At 49.6% G+C, this 23,896-nt stretch carries 19 protein-coding genes and 2 pseudogenes; 4 read left to right on the forward strand and 17 right to left on the reverse strand.

Features of this window, described 5'->3' with window-relative positions; translation table 11 throughout:
- Nucleotides 1–45 precede the first annotated feature (45 nt).
- Nucleotides 46–807 carry an ABC transporter ATP-binding protein gene (locus HJG54_RS03960; protein ID WP_316433495.1) on the reverse strand — a complete coding sequence of 254 codons (762 nt, stop codon included), beginning with the start codon at nt 805–807 and terminating at the stop codon, nt 46–48.
- A gap of 225 nt (nt 808–1,032) precedes the next feature.
- On the opposite strand from HJG54_RS03960, the gene trxA reads away from it, so the two are divergent.
- Nucleotides 1,033–1,356 carry a thioredoxin gene (gene trxA / locus HJG54_RS03965; RefSeq protein WP_036002030.1) on the forward strand — a complete coding sequence of 108 codons (324 nt, stop codon included), beginning with the start codon at nt 1,033–1,035 and terminating at the stop codon, nt 1,354–1,356.
- Nucleotides 1,357–2,261: 905 nt separating this feature from the next.
- Nucleotides 2,262–4,490, forward strand: a complete 2,229-nt coding sequence (katG, locus tag HJG54_RS03970; RefSeq protein WP_316433496.1) for a catalase/peroxidase HPI — start codon at nt 2,262–2,264, stop codon at nt 4,488–4,490.
- A 132-nt stretch (nt 4,491–4,622) separates the two neighbouring features.
- Here the strand turns inward: katG and HJG54_RS03975 are convergent, their stop codons facing one another.
- From HJG54_RS03975 to HJG54_RS04030, 12 genes and pseudogenes are all read right to left on the reverse strand, one after another.
- Complete coding sequence (locus HJG54_RS03975) at nt 4,623–5,423, reverse strand: ADYC domain-containing protein (RefSeq protein ID WP_316433497.1); 801 nt, start codon at nt 5,421–5,423, stop codon at nt 4,623–4,625.
- A gap of 32 nt (nt 5,424–5,455) precedes the next feature.
- Nucleotides 5,456–5,725, reverse strand: a complete 270-nt coding sequence (locus tag HJG54_RS03980; RefSeq protein ID WP_316433498.1) for a pentapeptide repeat-containing protein — start codon at nt 5,723–5,725, stop codon at nt 5,456–5,458.
- A gap of 584 nt (nt 5,726–6,309) precedes the next feature.
- On the reverse strand, nt 6,310–6,810 hold the full coding sequence (locus tag HJG54_RS03985) for a hypothetical protein (RefSeq protein ID WP_316433499.1): 501 nt from the start codon (nt 6,808–6,810) through the stop codon (nt 6,310–6,312).
- A 314-nt stretch (nt 6,811–7,124) separates the two neighbouring features.
- Nucleotides 7,125–7,529, reverse strand: a complete 405-nt coding sequence (locus HJG54_RS03990; RefSeq protein WP_420717325.1) for a DUF3574 domain-containing protein — start codon at nt 7,527–7,529, stop codon at nt 7,125–7,127.
- A gap of 64 nt (nt 7,530–7,593) precedes the next feature.
- Complete coding sequence (locus HJG54_RS03995) at nt 7,594–7,839, reverse strand: DUF3574 domain-containing protein (RefSeq protein ID WP_316435603.1); 246 nt, start codon at nt 7,837–7,839, stop codon at nt 7,594–7,596.
- 51 nt (nt 7,840–7,890) lie between these two features.
- Nucleotides 7,891–8,247, reverse strand: a pseudogene (locus tag HJG54_RS04000) (DUF3574 domain-containing protein); the annotation flags it as partial.
- 38 nt (nt 8,248–8,285) lie between these two features.
- Complete coding sequence (locus tag HJG54_RS04005; RefSeq protein WP_316433500.1) at nt 8,286–10,082, reverse strand: calcium-binding protein; 1,797 nt, start codon at nt 10,080–10,082, stop codon at nt 8,286–8,288.
- Nucleotides 10,083–10,333: 251 nt separating this feature from the next.
- Nucleotides 10,334–11,452: an ABC transporter substrate-binding protein gene (locus tag HJG54_RS04010; RefSeq protein WP_316433501.1), complete on the reverse strand. Its 1,119-nt coding sequence runs from the start codon at nt 11,450–11,452 to the stop codon at nt 10,334–10,336.
- Between the two features lie 41 nt (nt 11,453–11,493).
- Entirely contained in the window at nt 11,494–12,294 is an 801-nt protein-coding gene (locus HJG54_RS04015; protein WP_316433502.1) for a peptidylprolyl isomerase, read from the reverse strand.
- Between the two features lie 367 nt (nt 12,295–12,661).
- Entirely contained in the window at nt 12,662–13,102 is a 441-nt protein-coding gene (locus HJG54_RS04020; protein ID WP_316433503.1) for a nuclear transport factor 2 family protein, read from the reverse strand.
- A 57-nt stretch (nt 13,103–13,159) separates the two neighbouring features.
- The gene (locus HJG54_RS04025; RefSeq protein ID WP_316433504.1) at nt 13,160–13,924 is read right to left on the reverse strand and encodes a hypothetical protein; all 765 of its coding nucleotides are present in this window, start codon (nt 13,922–13,924) and stop codon (nt 13,160–13,162) included.
- Nucleotides 13,925–14,137: 213 nt separating this feature from the next.
- Entirely contained in the window at nt 14,138–14,626 is a 489-nt protein-coding gene (locus HJG54_RS04030) for a DUF3291 domain-containing protein (protein ID WP_316433505.1), read from the reverse strand.
- A gap of 213 nt (nt 14,627–14,839) precedes the next feature.
- Between HJG54_RS04030 and HJG54_RS04035 the strand changes: the two genes are divergently transcribed.
- Nucleotides 14,840–18,457 carry an NB-ARC domain-containing protein gene (locus HJG54_RS04035; protein WP_316433507.1) on the forward strand — a complete coding sequence of 1,206 codons (3,618 nt, stop codon included), beginning with the start codon at nt 14,840–14,842 and terminating at the stop codon, nt 18,455–18,457.
- Between the two features lie 197 nt (nt 18,458–18,654).
- A pseudogene (locus tag HJG54_RS04040) lies at nt 18,655–18,904 on the forward strand (IS982 family transposase); the annotation flags it as partial.
- Between the two features lie 265 nt (nt 18,905–19,169).
- On the opposite strand, the gene HJG54_RS04045 reads toward HJG54_RS04040, so the two are convergent.
- The 4 genes from HJG54_RS04045 to HJG54_RS04060 all read right to left on the reverse strand — a co-directional run bounded on the left by HJG54_RS04045 (nt 19,170) and on the right by HJG54_RS04060 (nt 23,448).
- Complete coding sequence (locus HJG54_RS04045; protein WP_316433508.1) at nt 19,170–20,312, reverse strand: sensor histidine kinase; 1,143 nt, start codon at nt 20,310–20,312, stop codon at nt 19,170–19,172.
- Nucleotides 20,313–20,315: 3 nt separating this feature from the next.
- On the reverse strand, nt 20,316–20,957 hold the full coding sequence (locus HJG54_RS04050) for a YbhB/YbcL family Raf kinase inhibitor-like protein (RefSeq protein WP_316433509.1): 642 nt from the start codon (nt 20,955–20,957) through the stop codon (nt 20,316–20,318).
- Between the two features lie 369 nt (nt 20,958–21,326).
- Nucleotides 21,327–22,247 carry a calcium-binding protein gene (locus tag HJG54_RS04055; RefSeq protein ID WP_316433511.1) on the reverse strand — a complete coding sequence of 307 codons (921 nt, stop codon included), beginning with the start codon at nt 22,245–22,247 and terminating at the stop codon, nt 21,327–21,329.
- A gap of 247 nt (nt 22,248–22,494) precedes the next feature.
- On the reverse strand, nt 22,495–23,448 hold the full coding sequence (locus HJG54_RS04060; protein WP_316433512.1) for a J domain-containing protein: 954 nt from the start codon (nt 23,446–23,448) through the stop codon (nt 22,495–22,497).
- Nucleotides 23,449–23,896: the final 448 nt, after the last annotated feature.

The following is a 23,896-nucleotide window of genomic DNA, read 5'->3' on the forward strand; positions in this document are numbered from 1 at the left end:
GGACTAGTCTGGCCCCTTTTTGCTGATCTCGCTCCACAAGCTGGATTATGCGACTTCCTCTACCCGATCCAAATGCGCCACCACGGGCATCAAATGGCCATCCTGCACCCGCAGCACCCGATCGGCAGAGCGAGCAATATCTGGATTGTGAGTCGCCATCACCAGCGTTCGACCGGCTTGACGAGTCAGGTTGAGCAATAGTTCTAAAACACGCTGTCCGGTTTCTTCATCCAGGTTGCCGGTCGGCTCATCGGCCAAAATTAGAGACGGATCGTGAGCCAAGGCCCGCGCAATCGCCACGCGCTGCTGCTGACCGCCGGAGAGTTTATCGGGATAGGTATCGAGCCGATCCGCCAACCCTACCTGCTGAAGTAACTGGGTTGCGCGCTGCTGGGCTTGCCGAAACGGGTGTCCGGCCAACTCCTGTGGTAGCGTCACATTTTCTAACACGGTCAGAGTGGGAATCAAATTGAAAAACTGAAACACAAACCCAATCTGGTCGCGTCGAATCAAGGTGCGCGAACGTTCGTCTAGGTCGGTAATCGCCTGCCCATTGATCCGAATCGTGCCAGAACTGGGCTGATCGATGCCGCTAATCAAGTTGAGCAGTGTACTCTTACCGCTGCCGCTATGCCCCAACAGCACCACAAATTCTCCGGGTGCAAAGGTCAAATTCACCTGATCCAGCACAGTCCGCTGCATGTCGCCTTCTTGGTACTGCTTCGACAAATTTTCAATTTCCACTAAAGCTCCAACCGATGTGGAAGCGGCTGAGGAACTGTTGATCGGACTGGACTGAGCTGTCATGGTGGCTGCTGGGAGTAAAGATTCTGTTACAGATCTTAAACTCAATTGGCCTGGAGCGCTAAAAAGTGAGTGCTTTTGCTGTCTGAAATTGACCAACCTCAATTGACCAACCCCGAAATTGACTGAGCCAGGATTGTCGCAACGGTGGCAGTTTTTCGTATTGCCGAAAAGTATTGACGGTAACTCACGGTAACTATGAGAGAATACTGTTTTGCAGGAGACCTCATGGCTGCCCCTTATATTCAAGATGAAAGCGAGTTTGATGCACTCTTGACAACCGAACCGCTGTTTGTCGTAGACTGTACTGCGACTTGGTGCGGTCCTTGTAAACTGATTGCTCCGTTGATTGACCAACTGGCTGAGGAGTATAGCGGTCGCGCCAAGGTTTTTAAGCTCGATATGGATGCCAACAAATTTGTTGCCAAGCGATATGGCATTCGCAGTATTCCGGCTGTCATGTTTTTTCAACAGGGGGAGTTGGCAGAGACGCTGATTGGAGCTAAACCCTACGAAGAATTTAGTAACACCCTGACTCAATACCTGGCATAGCACAACATAGTACCCCTGCCGATTTTCTAAACTGCTCAGCTTCTAAACTCTCGGCAATGAACCTGACGCGCAAGTTTCGCTGCAAATCTGCGCCTCTTTTTGGCTGCTTCGGCAAAATCGTAGGGCGTTAGATGTTGCCATTTCTACGCCGAAGGCTCATCCCCGCTGGGGTTTAGGGGGATTGTGCGATGCACACACTGCGCGAACAAACCTAAGTTCGGTAATCCAAACGAATCCACTTTTGATCTACTGAATCTCGTTACATAGCTCGCCTGCGCTTGTAGTCTCCCAATCGTTACTATGACAGGTAACAGCAGAGGGCTATTAGTATAACCATTTATTTCGAACCTTGAATTTGCGTTTCGAATCATAACGTTGTTTATATTTCCGGCCAGTTATATTTCCCATCGATTATCCCAATAATTATCAGTGTGCTATTTATTTGCAGTACCTGTTATTTGCAGTACCTGTTATTTGCAGTACCTGTTATTTGCAGTACCGGCAGTACATCAAAAAACACACTACGACACTCGATAGGGAAAGACTATGAGCGGCGAAAGCGGATACCCGCCTACAGGCAGCGGTCAGAAACTTAAAGCTCGTCATGTGCTAACCGAGACTGGCGGCAGCATGACTTGAACCTGAGCATCCTCCACCAGCATTCCCCTTTGAATGTAATCGGGAAGTGCATTGGATTTGCTGTCTCAACCCAACTGACACAGCGGGAAATCGCACTATAGGAGATTCAGCAATCGCACTTATTACAATAGCTTAAGAGCGTCCCTAAAACGAACTCATACCGATTATGATTAAATCCATGACTATTTCGGGTCATTTAAATTGCTATTCTTGGTCGCTCTCACTTGCAACCGTAGATTAGCGTTTTTTCAAAGACAGGAGACATTATGAGTAGCGGAAGCGGATGCCCATTTACGGGCGGCGGGCAAAAACACCAGCCTCGTCATGTGCCGACGAACCGAGAGTGGTGGCCGCATTATTTGAATCTGAGCATCCTTCATCAGCATTCACCCCAAGGCAATCCAATGGGTGAGGACTTCAACTATGCTGAGGAGTTCAAGACTCTCGACTTAGCTGCCTTGAGGGCAGATATCTATGAGCTGATGACCACCTCTCAGGATTGGTGGCCAGCCGATTACGGTCATTACGGGCCGCTCTTCATTCGGATGGCATGGCACAGCGCTGGCACCTATCGGATTGGCGACGGTCGCGGCGGCGCAGGGTCGGGTAGCCAGCGGTTTGAACCGCTCAATAGCTGGCCCGACAATGCCAACCTCGATAAGGCGCGCATGTTGCTGTGGCCCATCAAGCAGAAATACGGCAAGAAAATCTCGTGGGCCGACCTGATGATCTTCGCGGGCAATTGCGCCCTAGAGTCGATGGGCTTCAAGACGATCGGCTTTGCCGGCGGGCGCGTGGATGTCTGGCAGCCAGAGGAAGACATCTACTGGGGATCGGAGAAAGCCTGGCTTGGCAACGAGCGTTACGAAGGCGATCGGGTGCTGCTGAATCCCCTTGCCGCCGTCCAGATGGGCCTGATCTACGTCAACCCGGAAGGCCCAGATGGCGAACCTGATCCAATCGGTTCAGGCCGAGACATTCGCGAGACCTTTGGTCGGATGGCGATGAACGATGCCGAAACGGTTGCGCTCACGGCGGGCGGACATACCTTCGGCAAATGTCATGGCGCGGCTGAAGCGACGCATGTCGGTCCTGAACCTGGAGGGGCCACCATCATCGATCAGGGGCTTGGCTGGAAGAGCACCTACAACACGGGAGTTGGCGCTGATGCGATCACCAGCGGCATCGAAGGCGCATGGACTCCGACGCCAACCCAGTGGGACAACAGCTATCTCGAAACCCTGTTCAAATATGACTGGGAGCTAACCAAGAGTCCGGCTGGCGCGTGGCAGTGGAGACCCAAGGACGGCGCTGGCGCTGGTACGGTACCCGATGCCCACGATCCATCGAAACGGCACGCCCCGATCATGACCACGGCGGATATGGCGATGAAGATGGATCCCATCTACAACCAGATTGCACGGCATTACCTTGAGCACCCAGACGAGTTTGCTGACGCGTTTGCTAAGGCGTGGTTCAAGCTAACCCACCGCGACATGGGACCGCGATCGCGCTATCTTGGCCCAGAGGTTCCTGAGGAAGAGTTCCTGTGGCAAGATCCCATTCCCGCTGTCGATCATGAACTGATTGATGAGCAGGACATTGCTGCGCTCAAAGCCAAGATTCTGGCTTCGGGATTGTCTGTCTCCCAACTGGTTTCGACCGCTTGGGCGTCGGCGTCCACGTTCCGCTGCTCTGACATGCGCGGTGGAGCCAACGGAGCGCGGATTCGGCTAGCGCCGCAGAAGGATTGGGAAGTCAACCAGCCGGAGCAGTTGGCAACCGTGCTGCAAACCCTGGAGAGAATCCAACAGGAGTTCAACAGCTCGCAGTCTGGCGGCAAGCGGGTTTCGATCGCTGACCTGATCGTTCTGGGTGGATGCGCAGGCATTGAAGAGGCGGCAAGGAGGGCTGGTCACGAGGTGACGGTTCCCTTCAAACCGGGACGTACCGATGCGTTGCAGGAGAAAACGGATGTCGAGTCCTTTGCTGTGCTGGAGCCAACCGCAGACGGGTTCCGTAACTACACTAGCGGCAGACACAGCGAATCGCTTGAGGAACTGCTGGTCGATCGGGCGCAATTGCTGTCCCTATCAGCCCCTCAGATGACGGTTCTGCTAGGCGGCTTGCGCGTTCTGGGTGCCAACTATGGCGGATCTAAGCATGGCGTCTTCACTCATCGGCCCGAAACCTTGACCAATGACTTCTTCGTCAACCTGCTTGACCTGGGCACGACCTGGAAGGCAACCTCGGAAGATGAGTATGAGTTCGAAGGAAGCAGTCGCAAAACCGGCGAACTCAAGTGGACCGCGACCCGCGTTGACCTAATCTTCGGCTCGAACTCCCAACTCCGCGCCCTCGCGGAAGTCTACGGAAGTGTGGACTCGCAGCAGAAGTTTGTGAATGACTTTGTGGCCGCATGGGACAAGGTGATGAACCTCGATCGCTATGACCTTCGCGCAGTCCAAGCGAAAAGCGCTGCAAGGGGTTTCTAAGCGCAACTTCAACCGATGAGCGGGTGAGCAGAGGTTGAGGCTACGCTAATCGGCGGGAGTTCTGAACGCAAATAGAAACCAGAGACAAAAATTAGGGCGGTGTTTCACTTGTTTTGAAATGCCGCTCTAGCTCTATTTCCTTACGTTAAAGCTGTTGTAACCTACAATGGACTGGTTAAATAGCAATGCTTGTGGAATATCTGTCGCATTTCGACCAAGATGCAACATCGCTTTCAACTTTTGTGGGCATTCCTGCTGCAATTGCTTCAGCGAGTCAGGATAACGAGTTCGATGCAGTAAAACTGCTCCTCCAGGGCTCCATGCTGCTTCAAACACCATACCGCTGTTGGGAGTGGCTCGTTGAATGTTCAAGCGATCGTAGACATCAATGGGTGTTCCTTCCTGGGTGTGTGCGATGCCATCACCACAGTAGTCTGCCCGGAGCATTCGAGTACACGCCTGATGGTAATCCCGCAGAGATTGACCGTTGACCTGTTGCCACGGCTTGTAGCCTAAGCGGAGGCATTTCACCAATACGCTATTCGTACAAGCAAAGGTAATTTGTCCGTTATCGAGGTGGTTCCCAGCCTTATCCCACTGCCCTGATAGCGGAATGGCTTGAATCATGCCGTTGCGGTCTGGTTGACAAAGATTTTGCCATTGGGAATTATGAGATTGCTGGCGCAAAACCGTGTAGAGATAAAGGTCATGATCCCGGAAGTCTCTCTCTACATTGACAATCTTGAGCGTTTGTGGGTGTCCCTGCTCGTCGGTGGTGTTCAAGGTAGCACCAATCAGGGATTTGCCTTTGAACGATGCTGAATTTTGAGCGCCAGAAAATCTCTGATTGAGAGAATGGGAGGTAACAGAATTACATCCAGCGAGCGTTATACCTAACGTAGCAAAAGCAATCAGCCAGGATCGATAGTCCATCTCAAACACCTTCTCAAGACAAACTATTCAATTCAACGGTTAACGTGCAGAACTAATTGGCTTCCCTCAAGTTGCAGTTGCAATGATGGGTGAGAGCTAGTTTCAAGATGCGTACCATTAATCCTCAAACCGTTGAGTCCCAAACCATTGAGAACTACACCGTTGAGAGCTACACCGTTGAGATTCGCTCCATTAAGATTTACCTTGGTTTCGATTTCTGACAATAAAGGAGTGAGTCCCAAAAGCAAACCTGCGCTCAGCACCAGGCTTGACGACAAACGTAGATAAAAATTGCGTTGCATGATTGATGTTCTCCTGAATGAATAGTTAGCACCTTCGATTTGAGCTTCCTTATATCAACTCGTAGGTTTATCGCTCACATACTTAGCGTAGAAATTGAAGTTCTAATTGTCAGCTTGAAAAAGTCGGATAAAGTCAGAAGAAATTAGAGCCTGGGTAGATTTTGAGTCAGAAAGTAGCTTTGTTGCATGAAGGGGTTGCGGATGGGCGACGTGATAGGGTTGAGGCCCCACTAACAATCCTTCACAGCAATAAAACTCAATCAGAGCGACAGCTATCAGGAAGATAGCTTAGTGAATGGAATTTTAGTCGAGCTAGAAAGCGAGTAAACAGTCTCACAAATTAGAAATCAGGCGAGCTTTTCGCAGAATCGATCGCAATACCGTATCCGTTGTTCTCGAAGAAGTTGAGCAATCACATCGGCGCGATCTGGTACTTTGTGCATCATTAAAACGCTTCCCTGCGCTCCTAACCATTACGATTCACCACTACCCATCCAAAGTGCATGAAGCAACGTTAGATCATCAGTGCAGCAGGGTTGGAACTAGAGTCTTTCTGTTGTCAGAATGAAATTCATAGCAGGCTACTAATTCGCTAGGAGTGTATTCTCTGAAGATAGATCAAGATTGAGAGCTGCCTTCAGATTCTCTGGCTGCACGAGGTGCAGATATTGTTCTATGAGATTGGGCGGCAATAGCTCAATCAGAACTTCATTCTCAATCCAGAACTCAATCAGGTCAAAAAAGCCTTGCCGGCTACAGCGCACCGCACGCCATCCTTCACGATCGGCGATCGCATAAATTTCTGCTTCGCTGATCGGCACTGCAATATTGACATGGCTAGCCGTGTAGCCAATGGCATTTGGGTGAGAAGCGTCAAACCAGACAGAGTCTTTGTTCTGCGAACCCGGTTTGAGAACCGTGTCTTTGGGCAGAAACTCGATCGCCGTACCATAGGAATCAAAACTGAGCGTCACAAAGCTACCAGGATGGCCGGGAAAAGGAATTGCTCTCCCCTGCCATAGTTCCGCAATGACTTCAGCAACATGAAGCGGATTGTTAACCGCAAATGAAATGTGATGAATCATGATAGAAACCTCTCAGAAACTAAGAAAATTAGATGAGCAAATGTGAGCAAGGCTTGAAGCTCTCAAGATTGTCGCAGTGCCATATCTTTCAGAATCATTTTCAGCTTCTCCGATCGCAAGAAAGCAAGATATTGCGGTGTAAGCATTGGAGGCATTAACTCCAGCAGCGTATGATTTTCAACCCAAAATTCGATGACTTCAAAGAATCCCCCAGCACTGATCCGGAGAGAACGCTAACCTTCGCGATAGGCGATCGGCAGCGAGAACTTGGGCGGCATGGAGCGGTTCGTTCGCTGACATTGAGCAATGGTGAATCATGGCAATAGTCTCTGAACAAGGGAAACAGAGGAGGGGACTTCGGGCGTTGTGAAAACAGACTGCTGATTGGGTTCAACAATTTTGCTTGAAGCAAGATTCGATTGAGTTGAGCCGATCGATACATCACTGCTGACATCAAAAGCAACGCTTAAGGTTTCATCCACAACGGCTAGAACTGATTCTTGCTGGAATTTTTGCTTGTAAGTGCCAATGATTTGATTGATCGAATTCTCGTTGGCTTGTGTATCTTCGAGAATGAGAGAAACAACCTTGCTGGGTTCACGAATCAGCCGATTTATACTGTCGAGAAACTGTCCTTTGGCATCGTAAACGGTTAATCCATCGGGAAAGCGAGGCGTGATTTCATCGCGGAGAAACTGATTGAATTGGCGATTGCTCACTTGTCCTGTGGTTCCAATATTTTGTCCGAAAAACAGATCGACTTGAATGAGTTCAGGAGTTACATCATTGTCGATCAGATCTTCTCCTTTCGATAATTAACGACACAACTTTACTGAATTCCTGAATCGAATCGTAGGAGCAATCTTGCGACTGTTCTTCTGCGTCATAAACGGTCAACCCATCTGGAAATCGAGGAGTTAATACATTTTCAAGAAATTGATTAAATTGACGATCGCCTCCCCGTCCTTTTGTTCCAATGCCATCAAAATACAAATCGACCTGGATTAGCTCAGGCGTGGGATCATTCACGATCAGATCTTCACCCTGACCAAAGCCAATTGCAACATCCTGATTCTTTACCTGCAAAACCGATTCCTGCTGAAACTGCTGTTTGTAAGCGTTAATAATTTCATCGATCGCCCGCTGATTGCTAGCCTGATCTTTGTAAACGAACGAGATGACCTTGCTGGGTTCCCGAATTAAGTTTCCGCTACTGTCCAAAAACTGTCCCTTTGCGTCCTATTCTGTCACTCCAGTAGGGAACCGAGGGGTCACAACATCTTCAACAAACTGCTGAAATTCCTGTTCTGTCACTCGTCCTGTCATTCCAATATTGCGTCCAAAATATAAATTCTGTTGAATCAGTGCTGGAGCTGTTTCGCTTCCAGGAAGCACCGGATACTGCATTAAACCGTTGAAGTTTGCGATCGTTGCCATTGGAATTCTCCTTCTGATTAAGTTGAGATGGTTATCAACTAAAGAACGCGGATATTAGCAGCCCTCAAAGCGACATCGGTTTGCAGGATTGCTAGCTGAACTTTTGCTGCGCCACCTAAGCCATCAGAGTCGTAGAACAAGGTGCGTGTGCCGCTGTTGTAGATGAAGCGATCGCTGGCATCTTGAGCATTGCTGCCCAGGCGAAATTGGCGTATTGTAATTTGCTTGCCTGCCACCAGACCGCCACCGAAACTGCTGGCAATGACGTCGATCGTTTCATTGCTGGCAAAGTCAGTAATCAGGTCACGCCCTTCGTTGGGAGCATCGAATCGGAAGCGATCGACCCCAGCCCCGCCAGTCAGGGTGTCATTGCTCAAGCCGCCTGCCAACGAGTCACTGCCAGCTCCGCCAGTCAGGGTGTCATTGCTCAAGCCGCCTGCCAACGAGTCACTGCCATTGCCCCCCGTCAAAATGTCTCTGCCTGCTCCCGCCTGAATCATGTCGTTGCCGATGCCACCGTTGTAAGTTACGGTCATCGTCGTGCTGGTCAGATTGCCTGCATCGATCGTGTCGTCGCCTGTTCCGCCGTTGATTGTCAGCCGATCGGCATCGGCATTGGTGATGGTAATTGCTGCGGGCAAGCCCGTGATGTGGATGTTGTTAATCGTGTTTCTCAATCGAATCACATCGATGCCTGCGGTGCCATGACCAATCACAGTGTCGCTTTGACCATCGCCCCTCCCGTCTGGGCCTGCCAAGTCAACATTGACCTGAGTTACATCCGTGCCGCTCAAATCATTCACAGTGATGGTGTCTGTGCCTAGCAATGCCGCAAAGTTGATTCGCTCGACATCGTTCAAATCCAACACGACCGCTTCCACATCGCGGCTAAAGAAAACTCGTCCGCCGTTGGCAGCAATATTAATTTGTTCTGAAGCGGCAGTCCCGGTGAATTGCAGCGTGTCGAAGTTTGCTTGACCCTCCACCACATCGTTACCGTCACCCGTATCCCACTGGAAGACATCATTGCCCGCACCCAGCACCGCTACGTCGTTCCCCTTTTGTCCATCCACGAAATCATTGCCATCGCCGCCCTGCAGCGTATCTGCTCCATTGCCACCGAGAATCGTGTCATTTCCAGCACCGCCATCAACGGTGAGTTGAATCGATGAAGCCAGATTGTTCGCTGCGGAGAAGGTATCATCCCCACCATTCATATTCAGGATCAAATTTTCGGTGGTGCCAATGTCTAAGGTGAACGGAGCGGGGTTGACGCGATCGAGACGTACACGAGAGCCATTGGCAGTTACAACAAAGGCTTCGCTACCACCGCCGCCGTTCACTTCACTGATATCGGTATTGTTGCCGCCTTCATTCAGATCGGTGTCATCACCGGGAATCCAAACGCTGCGATCGTCGCCATCTTCGCCAAACACCTGATCGTCTGCATCTCCTCCGGTCAGAACATCGTTTTCTGTGCCGCCAAGAAGGAGATCCGCTCCGCCTTTGCCCAGCAGCGTGTCATTACCTGCTTCCCCAAACAGTAGATCGGCGCTAGATCCGCCTGTGAGGGTGTCGTTACCAGATCCGCCAGACAGAAGTGCCCTTGGCAGTCTGCCGTTTGCTTCGTTGAGGGTAATTCTGTCATTTCCTCCCAGTCCAGAACCCTGAATCAAAGTAGTATTAGCGACGGTTGGTATGCCACCAGAAACTACAACGGCTCCACCGTTGACAAGAATTTGTCCGGCTGCATTGCGGCTGACTTCGATCGTATTGTCTAAGTTATCTCCGGTGATGGTAAGGATACCTGGACTAAAGCTTGCAGAAACTGCCATAAAATCTGTTTCCTAACTTGTATTGAGTGGGAATAAAAATGTCGTTGGGGCACAGCGAAGCTGGAGTTAGAACACCAGCGGATGTGACTCAAACTTTGCTGGCGATCGAGTTGAGTTTGAAGGGGCGGCTAGAGGCTTCTCAATGGAGATAAGTTTGTGGAAGCGAGCTGTGGAATTGGTTGAGATAGATTAGTTTTAAAATTGAAATGCGACATTTTACTTTTTCGTTGTGCTATATCTAGCGCAAGCAGTTAGATACTTTTCAACTCAGTCCAATACTCGTCATAGAGATCAATTGCTTTACCTATAGGAGCAATGGTTTCGTACTTTGCCAGCGTTTCAGAAGTTGGATAAAGATTTGTGTTCTCTTTAAGTTCACTTGGCAATTGTTCAAAAGCTGCTTTATTGGGGGTAGCAAACATCAATTTCTCAACAGCAAAAGCAGCGTTTTCAGGCTTCAGCATGAAGTTTATCCAAGCATAGGCAGCATTCAAGTTCGGCGCAGTTTTAGGAATTACCAGTGTGTCCGTCCAAACCGATGTGCCGCTTTGAGGAATGACGTATTTGAGATGAGGGTGCTCTGTAGGTAGAGAATTTCCAATAATGGAATAGGTCATGCACAATGCTAAGTCTCCAGCAACCAAGCTATCTTCCCAACCAAACGATTCAAAAGAAGCAAGTGCAGGCTTTAGCTCTCGCAATTTCTGATAGGCTGCTTCGAGTTCTTTCGGATTGGTCGCGTTGTAGGAATAGCCGATCGATCGCAATGTTGCTCCCATGACTTCACGTACATCATCTAGCAAAGTGATTCGACCTGATAGCGCCTGCTTTTCACGCCATAGAAACTCCCAATCGGTTGGTTTTGATTGCAAGACTTCAGTGTTGTAGATTAGCCCAGTTGTGCCCCAGCTTACAGGAATGCTGTGCGTGTTATGAGGGTCATAAGGCGGATTTTTCCACTTGTCTAGCAGTTGATTAAGTCCTTGCAAGCGAGTATGATCAATCTGCGTTAGCAACTTCAATTCAATCATTTGCTTCACCATGTAGTCGGAGGGATAAATGATGCTGTATTGATTTCCTCCTCCAGCTAGAAGCTTGGTAAGCATTGTTTCATTTGAGTCATAGACATCAGCAATTATTTTGATCCCGGTTTGTTCAGTAAATTGCTGGTACACCTCTTCATTCGAGTAGTCTGCCCAAGTGTAAATGCGGAGCAAATCATTAGAGCTTGACTGAGAGAAACTTGAATCGTTTAAAATCGATCGCTGACAGCTTCCTAACGCTACAGTAGAAGCAAATGCAGCAGAAAATTGTAGAAATCGTCGTCGGGTTGATGTTAGATTAGAGGGCTGTTTTGGTTGTTGTCTCATGGTATTTCTCAGGTCTTCAGAAATGTGTTGCTTTACTGCAACTATGCAGCAGCAGCTTCATTGGCTTTTGCAAAGCTAGCTGGTACAAAACCAAGCCAAGCTTTGTCTCGATCGCTAAGCTGCTGCACTTGTTCTTGTAGCCAAGCATCAAATTTTTCCTGGAGCAGTCGATCGCGCATCTGCTCATCGAGTTGGGCAGGAATAAGCTTTTCCAGGCGAACAATCATGCACCATTCACCCAATCCAAACGGTTGAACATGACCCATTGGGCTGGTGTGAAGTAGGTCGGCTAGCTGGGTGTGCAGCGTCCCCAGTTCGACAGGACCAATGAGTCCGCCTGTTTCGGCTTCTGTGCCTTCAGAATATTGCTGGGCGAGTTCTGCGAACGACTGTTCGCCTCCGGAAACCCGAAAAAATAGTTCTTGAGCTAGGTCGCGATCTTTGGTGCGCAAAAGTGAGTAAATGACGCGATCGAACTCATGCTTGCGCTGAAGAAAATGTGATTCAAGACTGTGCCCCCAGGTAGCCTGCTTGAATTTTTCAATTCGCAGCGATCGCGTCGCCATTGCTTCAAATTGAATTTGATTTAGACCACAGTGCGATCGCCACATCTGCTGTTGATCTTCAGTCATTAGATTCCAGTGCTGGTAGAATTGCTGGCAGGCTAATTCAATTTCTTCGACTGTGCATTCGATATTTGCGATCGCGCGATCAATGATGCTTTCATACAGCAGTTGTGGAATGAGCTGATAATTTGCTAGCAACAAAAAGCTGCCTTGAGATATAAAAGTTTGACAGAAATCCTCTAAGAGGGAATTGGAAAACTGTAGAGCATTATTCATGGTGCACCTCCGTAAAATTAGCTCGTTGCTGCCAAACTTAGCAGCGATCGTGCCAAACAGCTACGTGGTCAAAATTAACCTCAAATTGAGTATTTCCCTTCGACTGGCAACCTTGTAAAATGTAATCGCCTGCACCATTAAGTCGCAGAGATATTAACACTCTTTTCAACTGGCATCCGGAATGCATACTCATCTCATTTTTAGGGTTCGAGCTAACGACCAAGATAAGCGGCGATAGATAATCTCAGCTGCACGACCAAAATTTCTCGCCCGTCCGCTTCATCAATTTGTTAGTTAGATACCACCACCGATGGCTTTCAACGAATTGAACTTCCGCCACTATGCAAGTTTTAGAAAGTTTAGACCTTCAAACCATCGCGGTAACGCTGCCACCAACGATTTGCCAACCGCTTTTGCCTCTACGCCAAACTCTCATGTAGCGGTAATCCCCTGCGAAGGCCTTTCCTAAATACGTGCCACTCAAGAAAATGTGAGCTGATGCAAGAACAAAGTGTTCGCTCCAAACTCGTATTTCTAGCTCTTTAGGCACAAACTCGTGAAACTGAGTACCACCAGTACGATGCAAGTCTAAATCCATCGCTTTAGTTGCTAGTTCACCAGTTGGTCCAACGAAAAGCAGATCATCGGCAATGAGCGCGTCTAATTCAGATACGTCGGAGGCTGACATTGCGGTGTAAAGCCGCACCTCATACTCACGAATTTGAGTTTCAATTTCTGAATCCATATTTCCTACTACAGTTTTGACTACACTTATACGACTCCTCATTGCTGTCTCTTCGATTTGCATGTTGTCGCCCTTGTCTGTAGAAAAAGTATTTCTGGCGATCGCCCTACCAAGTTCAAATTAAGCAGCCGAGTGATCGAAAGCAGCCTCGAATTTGACATTACCCTTCACCTGACAAACCTGAAGGATGTAGTCACCTGCTCCGCTGATATTTGAGATGGTGTCAAGATTGCCAGAGCCAGTTGATCGCACCACAACTTCGTTTTCATCAACGAGTCCGTTGCGATTGAGATCTTGTACCACACGCGCATTAATTTCGCCTCTCTTGTTACCAAGCTCTCGAATTTTAATGCCAAGGCTTTCGCCCACATCAAGTGAGAAAGCAAAATTGTCTGCGGTGTCGTTTGCACTAACCTGGTTGCGACGAGTCAGATCTGCTGAGATGTTGCCAATCTCAAATTCTCGACTGGCGATGCCGTTTGGAGCACCGCTCGCGACCCGATTCATATTCAGTCGAAAGATGAACCTGCCCTGCGGCGCATCCGCACGATTATTCACGACACCGATGATGTAGTGTCCCGAAGGTAGGCTCACATTAATAGATTCATTGACACCATTGCGCCGGATATTAGAAGCGACAACAGGCTCCCCTAGATTGACATCCAATCGACCATTGCGATTGACGTCTCGGAAAATTCTCATATCTCCATCGCCATTGTTTTCGCGATCGAGATGAAACATACCAATGTTGATGTTTGAGGAAGCGCCTCCGATCGAGAATGCGTATTCGCTTGCAATGTCGTCTAGTGTACTGGCTCGACCAAGGTCGGTTTCTGATCGACCGACATCGAAAAAGCCAAAATTGACGCGATCGATGGTAGCCATATTGCCTCCTTTGAAGGAAATAGAATTTTTACAGTGCGCTTGACAGAACATGAAGCGAAACGAAAGAGATGAGTTCAATTTCTTCTCAATTTCAGCAACCTTTCACTCACATATTCAGAATAGAAAATGACAGTTTGTTTGTCAGTCTGAAAAAGTCAGATGGAATGTCTGAAAAATCAGCTTGTAAAATCGGGAAATGTCAGGTGCGATCGATTAGATGTTGATCATTACAGGTGGCGGGTAGGGTTTGGCAAAGGTGAAACATTCGGGTGAATCTCCGTATAGGGCAAGTTGTTCCAGCTTTGCTTTTCCTTCCTCAACCGTGGGTAAACAGTCAGCAGGAATCCACCATAGGGCAAGATGCTCACCTTGGTATCGTTCAAACCAGTTGCGACGACGGCTAAAAAATTCACCGTGCAAGGTTTTATAAACATAGTCCTTTAGCTGCTCTACGCTCTGCCAAACCGATAAATTAACCAGCATTCTTGGATCGGGATAGGCTTGAATATCGGTTGCGTTGCCTGATGAGGATTGCAATCGCCAAACAAAACCTGGACTTTGATCTGCAACAGCATTCACCTCGTTCAGTGCAGCAGCAAACTCAGCCATGCCTGGATCGCTTAAAGGAGCTTTCATCAAAGCAATGTTGATTTGGGCAAGATGATACTGCTGATGTAGTAAGTTCGCTGCTTCTGTAGTCATAGTTCTTTGCCTCAATGAATTTAATCAGAGAATGCCTACGTATTATCGATATAGCTTCAGTATGGCTTTGCCCAATCGCAGGCTCCAGGGAAAATAAAGCAACTTATGGGTAACTTAAGCGGTAAGTTAAGAGAATGCTTGAAATGTATGATTCTATGTTTGCCCCTTAAGCCCCTGAATTGAAGAACTTTCAATCGAGTTCCAGTAAGCGTTATGGAAAGTAAGCGCAATCTTCGTAGGCGTGGAGTGGTTTTGACCGCACAGGGACAACAGAAACTACAGTCCGCACGGCGCAACGCAGAAATCGCGGAAAACTTTGGCGAACGCTACACGCTAGAGGAACTGAGTGAGCGCACTGGACTATCGTTGAAGACGATTACTAAGGTATTAGAGGCTCGAACCACGGTTGATAAGCCAACGCTTGAAGCATTTTTTCATGCCTTTCAGATCCTGCTGGAGCGTCAGGATTATCGCTATCCCAATGAGAATTCGTCCCTTCAAGAGGTCGATCGTGAGCAGGAGCGTCTGCAAGCGCGACAGCGGGTAAAGCTCCAGATCGACTGGGGAGAGGCTCCAGACGTATCCATGTTTTACGGTCGTCAGGCAGAACTGGCGCAGCTCAGGCAGTGGATTGACGAGAACGAATCGCCGCGTCGCTTGATTGCAATCCTCGGTATGGGAGGTGTGGGTAAAACGGCTCTGGCAACAAAATTGCTGCATGAAGTCCTTAATAAGGACATAGACGATCGCCCCTTTGAATTTGTGATTTGGCGATCGCTACGGAATGCACCCACCCTCGAAGCAATCCTGACGCAGTGGCTGTTAGTTCTATCGAATCAACAGGAAACGCAGCCCAGTTTGCAGAGTTTATTACACTACTTACAGCACCATCGCTGTTTACTGGTTTTAGACAATTTAGAGACGATTCTGAGCAAAACAGCAGGGGTTTATCGTCCAGGCTACGAAGGCTATGGCGAACTCTTGCGTTTAATGGGTGAAACACCACACCAGAGCAGCCTAATCGTCACAAGCCGCGAGAAGACGATCGAATTGAGTACCCTGGAGGGCGAGCATTCTCCAGTTTGCTGTTTGACCCTCAAGGGTTCAGATGAGGCAAGTCATTTCCTGCTACAAGCAAAGGGATTGAAGGGAACGGCTGCACAACAAAAAGAGCTGAGCGATCGCTACAGTAACAGTCCATTAGCGATCAAAATTATTGCTGCAACAATTCAAGATCTGTTTGATGGAGACATTAGTGCCTTCTTGCAAGAAGAGGCACTAATGTCTCAGGGGATTCGTCGTTTACTTGATCAACAATTTGAACGGCTGTCTAGCTTAGAGCAGGCAATCATGTTTTGGTTAGCCATTAATCGCGATTGGACAGGAATTGATGAACTTAGCACTGATCTATTACCAGCGCAATCCCGCAGCAAAATTTTAGAGGCGATCGAAAGTTTGCACTGGCGTAATCTGATTGAAAAAAAGCAGGGAACTTATACACAGCAGCCTGTTGTGATGGAATACGTGACGGAGCAATTAACTGAGCAAATGAGTGCTGAACTGCTGGCTGTGAGCGAACAAACGCCTATCTTGCTGCATCGTTACCCACTGCTGAAAACAACCGTGAAAGATTACATTCGGGATAGCCAACGACGGTTGATTGTGGATGCGATCGCTCGTGAACTGCAAGCAACTCTTGGTTCTCAGGTTGCAACTACTCAACATCTCAAAACTTGCCTTGCGACATTGCATCCAACCATTAATAATTTGGCAACATTCATACCAGAACCCAGTTACGCCGCAGGCAACATTCTGAATTTACTCTGTTATCTCGATGTCGATTTGACGGGCTGCAACTGTTCTGGTTTGGCGGTCTGGCACGCTTACTTGCCGAATGTTCCCTTACCTCATAGCAATTTTGCCTATGCCGATCTGCGACGATCGCAATTCACCAATGGCTTCGGTGCAGTGTTAGCAGTCGCATTTAATCCTGCTGGCACCCATTTTGTCAGCGGCGAATTGAGTGGCTATCTGCGATTGTGGTGCGTCAGTGACGGACAAGCCATTTGGACTGTGAAAGCCTACAATAACTGGGTTCACTCGATTGCTGTGAGTCCCGACGGCAAAATCATCGCTGTTGGAACGACCGACTATCCCATTGAGTTTTGGGACTTTGCCACAGGCAATCACCTGCGATCGCTGGTCGGGCATCGCGATCAGGTTTACTGCGTTGCCTTTCATCCCACCCAATCGCTATTAGCATCCGCCAGCGGTGACACCACCATTCGCCTGTGGGATACCGAAACAGGAACCTGCCTGCACAGCTTTGAGGGAGAAGACGGACATGCCGATCAAGTGCAAGCCGTTTGTTTTAGTCCCAAGGGAGATTACCTGATCAGCGGCAGCAGCGATCGCACCATTAAGATTTGGCACCTCAACACTAAAAAACTACAGCAAACGCTAACCGGACACGAGGATCAAGTTTTTAGTGTGTCCCTTCATCCCCAAGGTGAATGGCTCGTGAGCGGCAGCCCAGACGGAACCATCAACTGGTGGCAGATTAATCCAAAGACCTTTGAAGCAACCCTCGCGCATACTTTCAAAAATCAAACCCCTCACGTTTCTTCCGTGCTGTTCAGTCCTGATGGTTCCCTCTTAGCCAGTAGCTGTGCAGATTACACCATTCGCTTGTGGGATAGTCAGACGATACAACCAATCCGAACGCTTCAGACTCACCATAGCTGGATTCGTGCCCCCAAATTTAGTCCCGATGGGCAAACGCTGCTATCGGGCGGTGCCGACTATACCATCAAGCGATGGGATATCAGCACCGGACAAGTGCTAAAAACCTGGCTGGGGTATAGCAACTGGATTTGGGCATTGGATGTGAGTAGCGATGGCACCAGAACTGTCAGCGGGCAGGGCGATGGCACCGTTCGGATTTGGGATACGGCAACAGGTAACTGTTTGCAAACCCTGCGCGGTCATACCAACTGGGTGTTAGCGGTAGCTTGCAATCAGGATTGCAGTTTAGTGGCGAGTGGCGGCGGCGACAACTCGGTGATTCTTTGGCAAACCCGCAGCAGCAAAATGATCAAAACGCTGACTGGACCTACCAGCCAAATCTATTATCTGCAATTCAGCCCTACTGATAATCTGCTTGCTAGCAGCAGCGGTGATTACTCGATTCGGCTCTGGGACATTGCCAGCGGTCAGCTATTGAACGTGCTGCACGGACATCACGACTGGATTCGCTCAGCCGACTTCAGCCCGGATGGGACAATGCTAGTGAGTGCAGGGCAGGACATGATCGTGAACCTTTGGGATGTGCATACTGGGACATGTTTACAAACCTGGCAAGACTTCGATACGTGGGTGTGGGGAGTGAGTTTTCATCCCGAGGGCGATCGCATCATTACCGCATCGGGCAACACGTTGAAGCTCTGGGACGTAAACACCGGATCGCTCATCCGAATTTATCAAGGGCACTCCAAACGAATCCGCAGCGTTGTCATCAGTCCGAACGGAGATTGGCTGGCATCGGGGGGGCAAGATAATTTGATTCATCTGTGGGATATCAAAACGGGCGATATTCTCAGAACCTTTTTGGGTCACACCGATCAAGTTTTATCCATCAAGTTCACACCGGATAGTTCCTGTTTAATTAGCGGTAGCGCAGATGAAACAATTAGAATTTGGAGTGTCGAAACGGGGCAATTGCGCCAGATTCTGAAAGCAGAAGGTCTTTACGAAGGGATGAATATTACTGGGGTCAGGGGGCTGAACGAAGAAGCGATCGCAACGCTCGTCAAACTTGGTGCACATCGATAGTTAGCGACAACAGCGCTGTCTCCTGAGATCAATGATGTTCACCCCTTTGCGATGGCAGAGTTGAGAGCAAGAATGCGATCGCGGCTCAGACGAGTTGCATTGGAAGCAGAACCCAACCGTTTGCAATTTGCAGACTTAACGCGATGTACAACTAATTTTTGAAAAGAAAGTCCCACAGACGATGCTAGAAATATAACTTGTGGGACATGGTGCAGACGATTGGTGGGGTGCTGATTGGGGACAAAGGTTATCTCTCTGCCCCACTCCAGCAAGAACTGCGAGCGGTTGGGGTTGAGTTAACGTTTCTCAATTGAAAAAGTTTGGGCACGGGATGTGTGGCATTTGACCAGCCGGCTGAACCGAAAGCTGCTAGCTCATACAGTTTGTCGATGGCTCAATTGCCACAGTGCTCAACCCTTGCAGTTCGACCAGCTTGTGTCACAGTAGGTTTAGTCGCACATCGCGTCAGAATACTGGATCTAAAGCTACTGGACATCAGCAGGTTTTACAAAGGCAACACAGAAACAAGCAAACCGTGAAAAATTGAAGAAATGTATCTGAGGCGTTGCTCCTACAGCGTAGAGTATGTACCAAATCCATCTAATCCACAATCGTGTTAGATACAGCCTTTTTCAGGCTAATGAAGTACAAAAAATGGGGTGCAGGGGCCGTGCCCCTGCGTGGGGACAAGCCCCTTAATGTCGCTTTTGATCTAAGACCAGATTCTCACATCTCTTGGACCACTGACTTTCTCGCGAGCAACCGGCAAGGAAAAGCGGAAGGTACTGCCTCTACCCAGTTGGCTCTCAACTTCAATTGTTCCTCCATGCAGTTCTACCAAGCGCTGACAGATGGCCAGTCCGATACCAGTGCCACCCGAACTCCGATCCCGTGAGCGATCAGCTCGCCAAAATCGCTCAAACACATGGGGCAGATCTTCAGCCGCGATGCCCTGGCCAGTATCAATCACCGCAATCCAAACCTTATCAGCCTCTGGATAAACTTTGACAACGACAGAGCCTTTTGGGGTGTAGCGCAAGGCGTTACTGATCAAATTGACCACAATTTGATCAACCCGCTCCGGATCGGCAAGGACACGGGGTACTTCCGGCGGGCAGTCCAGCAGCATTTTGGGGCTATTTTCGGTCAAGAGCTGGTCAGCAAAGCGTCGCACGATCGAGGCCAGCAGGGGATGGAGGTCGATGGGTTTGGCATCGATGGGCAGATAACCCGCCTCCATTTTGGAGAGTTCTTGTAAATCGTTGACCAGCCGCTGCATGCGGGTTGTTTCCCGTGAGAGGCGCTGGTAGATGTCGCCAGAGGGTTCAATCGTGCCGTCAGCGAGTCCTTCCAGGTAGCCCTTCAGCACAGTCAAGGGAGTACGCAATTCGTGCGTCAGGTCGCTGACCAGTTCGCGGCGGCGCTGCTCGACTCCTTCCAACGTGGCAGCCATCCGGTTGAAGCTAGTGGCGAGCTGATCGACTTCGGGAATTTCGTTGGGCGGCAGACGTTCTTCGAGATGACCAGAGGCAAATTTCTTAGTGATTTCCTCCATCTGAATCAGCGGCTGCACAATTCGCTTCGAGATCAGATAGCTCAGGGCACCGGCAGTAGAAGCTCCGATCACAACAGACCAAAAGGCTCCTTTGCTCCAAGCATCATCAAAACTGCGAATCAATTGGGTCCGAACCTGCCGCACGCCTAGGCCACCTACCTCGATCTGCCGTAGATAAAAGGCAAAGAACCGGGGCGAGGAAATTTTACCAATCGTCAGCAGGGTCAGCAGTCCCACTACCATGACAATGACGTGGGAAAAAAACAAGCGTGAGCGCAGTCCAACTTTTGTTTTATCCATAGACTAAGATTGGCGTTTATACCGTCCCATCAGTTCCGCTTCAGCTAGGATATGGTCTTTCAAGGCGGTTCGGACTTCGGTTGAGGTTACACCAGGCGGCAAATCCAGAACGGTATCCAGGGCATACAGCCGAAAAAAATAGCGATGCGTGCTGTTCGTTGGATTTGCTTGATTGCCTTGGTTCTCCCCAGGGATATTTTCAAGGCTACTGGACCTGGGTGGACAAGGGCCTCGATATCCATATTGACCGAAATCGTTTTTACCTTGCACACCGCCTGTGGTTAGAAACGGCTGAGCTGGGATAGCGGTTGGTAAGGATTGCGAGTCAGGCGGCAGGTCATACAGAACCCAATGGGTAAAAGTACCGTTTGGCGCATCTGGATCGTCCAAAATCAGCGTAAAGCTCTGGGTTCCTTCTGGTGGAGCGCTCCAGCGTAAAGCAGGTGAATGATCGGCGCCATCGCAGGTGAATTCGACTGGAATGAATGCTTCTGGCTCAAACGCGGGACTGGATAAGTCTAGGGTTTGAGATCGCTTAGTTCTATTATCCGCTGATCGGCTGCCTTGATCGCAAGCGACTAGCCATCCTGCTAGGACCACGCTAGTCCATTCCAACAAGCGTCTTCGAGTCAGCGAGTTTGCCATGCCTAAGCTTATTTTATCGTTGAAGTAAATTGTAGCGAGGATTAGGAGCAGTCTACTCCCCTAAAAGTTTTCTATAGAGCTGCACAAATGGGAACTGCACAAATACTAAGGAGAGCAGTAAATGGTGAATAGTGTTTCGGGGTGAGGGGTGAGGGGTGAGGGGTGAGGGGTGAGGGGTGAGGGGTGAGGGGTGAGGGTGTTGATTATAAAGCGCTCGGGTTAGTAAGAACCGCACGAATGCAACCTGATGGATTTTGCAGAATCAGATGCTTGAATCGGAGGGTAAAAGAAAGAAGGCACGCTATTGGTGCCTTCTAAGGAGCTGAGTGATTGAGGAGCATTTCACTCGGAGCAAATCAGGATCAGCGATTAGCCGATTAACTCAAATGCACTATCAACCGTGATTGTGGGTGCACCTTGCAGCTTGGCAAATTGTCCGCCAGTGCCATAGCCAGCCGCCGTGCCGTTGGGGTTGAAGAAGATATTACCTGTGGCGCGGCTATAGAGCACGAGTTTGCTGCTGGTTGCAGCGGCAGCATCCGTGGCCACAATACCAATCTCAGAGAGATCATTGATGCCAAAGGTAGTTTTATCCAGCGTGACCCGATCGAAATCGTTGACAAAGTCAGTGATGGTGTCGATGCCAAAGTTAGCTCGCGTAAAGACCGTATTGGACTCGAACTGAAACTTATCGGCATCAGCACCGCCCGTTAGGGTATCGTTGCCTGCACCACCCACTAAAATGTCGTTACCGTTGCCGCCATTCAGGGTATCGGCAGCCGCTCCACCGTCTAGGAAGTCATTTTCACTGCCGCCACTGAGGATGTCGCCACCCGCTTCACCATAGAGGAAATCGTCGTCCTCAGCGCCGTTGAGTCGGTCTGCACCCAGGCCACCGTAGAGGGTGTCATTGCCGATTGATCCTTCCAGAATGTCGTTGCCGTCGTTGCCGAACAGCGTGTCATCACCCTCTTCACCAAACAGCCGGTCGCCACCCGTGCCGCCGTTTGCAATGTCATTGCCGTTCCCGCCAGACAAGCGATCACTGCCATCACCACCATTGAGTGTATCGTCGCCATCACCACCGTTCAAAGTGTCGTTATCAATACCGCCATTCAGCGTGTCATCACCTTCCCCCCCGTTGAGGACATCAATTCCAGCGGCTCCATCGAGCAGGTCATTGCCTCCCAGTCCATTCAACGTATCGTTGCCTTCAAACCCATTGATCACATCGTCGGAGCTAGTACCAAACAGGATGTCATTGCCAATCGTGCCGTTAATTGTCGTCATAGTTTTCTTTCTTGCTTATGAGATAGAAGTGATTGGTAGATTGGCTTCCCCTATGTAGCAAGAATGACATTGGCAAACAAACTGTTCATGAAGAACATGTGAGAAGTTTTTCATGAAAAATTTTTCATGAGAATTCTTCATCTGCCTCTAAATGCCGTCAGCCGGCATAGCACGAGCACAAGGGTATCTTGTGCCCCCAAGGTTGCTGTCAGCCTCAATGCTTGTCAAGATGACCGGCAGACTTTATCTAAACGGGTAAATTGGCCCGGGGATTAAAGGTTTCGAGTTGGCGCAGCTTTTCGTAAAGATCGCGTTCCTGGGAAGACAAATCCCGTGGAGCAACGATTTGGATTTCCACAATTTGGTCGCCGCGCTCATCATCGATCGGATAGCCTTTGCCGCCTAAACGCAGCTTTTGTCCAGACCGCACTCCCGGCGGAATCATCATTTTTACCAGTCCATCCAGGGTGGGTACCTCAATCGGACCGCCTAAAACCGCTTCGGCAGGGGTAATCGGCAGTTGGCAATAAATATCAGCACCATCGAGCTGGAAGAAGGGATGGGGAGGCACCTCGATGTTCAAGAACAGGTCACCACCGGCTACCCCCTGTCCGCGCAAGCGAATCTTTTGCCCTGTCACCATTCCAGGAGGCATGTTGACCTCTAGGGACCGTCCATCTTCCAGGCGAATTCGTTCGCGTCCGCCGGTGTAGGCTCGTTCCAACGGAACAGTGAGGTTAGCTTCGGCATTGCGGGGGTTGCGGGAAACGGTGTAGGCCGTTTTTTTGGTGCCGGGACGATAGGGATCACGTTCGCTGCTGGGGGCCGTTTCAGTGCGGCGGTTGAGCAATTCATCGACAAAGGAGTTGAAGTCGCCAAACTGGCTGAAGTCCATGTCTTCGGCTGCCGTTCGGCCAGGGGAACGGTTGCCCCAGGCGGTTTTGGCCCAGTTGGCGGCCTCTTGGAAGCCGCTTTGTTTCCAGAAGCTGCTGTATTTGTCGTACTGTGCCCGCTTATGGGGATCGGACAGAACTTCGTAAGCCTCCCCCAGATCCTTAAATTTCTCCTCTGCGGTTTTATCGCCCGGATTCATGTCCGGATGGTACTGGCGAGCCAGCTTGCGAAAGGATTTTTTGATCTCGTCGATGGTGGCGTCTCTAGAAACTCCTAATATGGCGTAGTAGTTCCGAAAGTTTTGCATGGAAGCAGAGAATTAAGAATTAGGGGATGAGTTGTAAGTTTTGAGGTTTAGCCGCTATAGCCATTCATCTTCGTCGCCCCATTCGTCGTCTAAGGCATCGTTGTAGTGATTCGGCTGAGCTGGGCGGCGGTCAGCCGCGGGAGTGCGACGGTTAGGTTGGGAATAGGGATCGCGATTGGCGGTATCTCTGGTCGTGTCTTTAGTTGTGTCCCTGGGCTGGCGTGAGCGTTCTGCGTTGGGTTCGCGACTATAGGAATCACGATAGGAATCGTTGTAGGAATCAGCATAGGAGTCGCGATAGGGATCCCGTTCTTGTCGTTCCTGGGAATAACTCTCACGAGAATTTCCTCTTGTGTAGGTGTCCCTGGTGTAGCTATCGCGGTTGGTACTGCCTCTGGTGTAGGTTTCGCGGGAATCGTCGTAGTCATCGCGGTAGTCATCGCGGTAG

It is taken from the genome of Leptolyngbya sp. NK1-12 (assembly GCF_032598965.1).
Classification (GTDB): Bacteria; Cyanobacteriota; Cyanobacteriia; order Elainellales; family Elainellaceae; genus Elainella.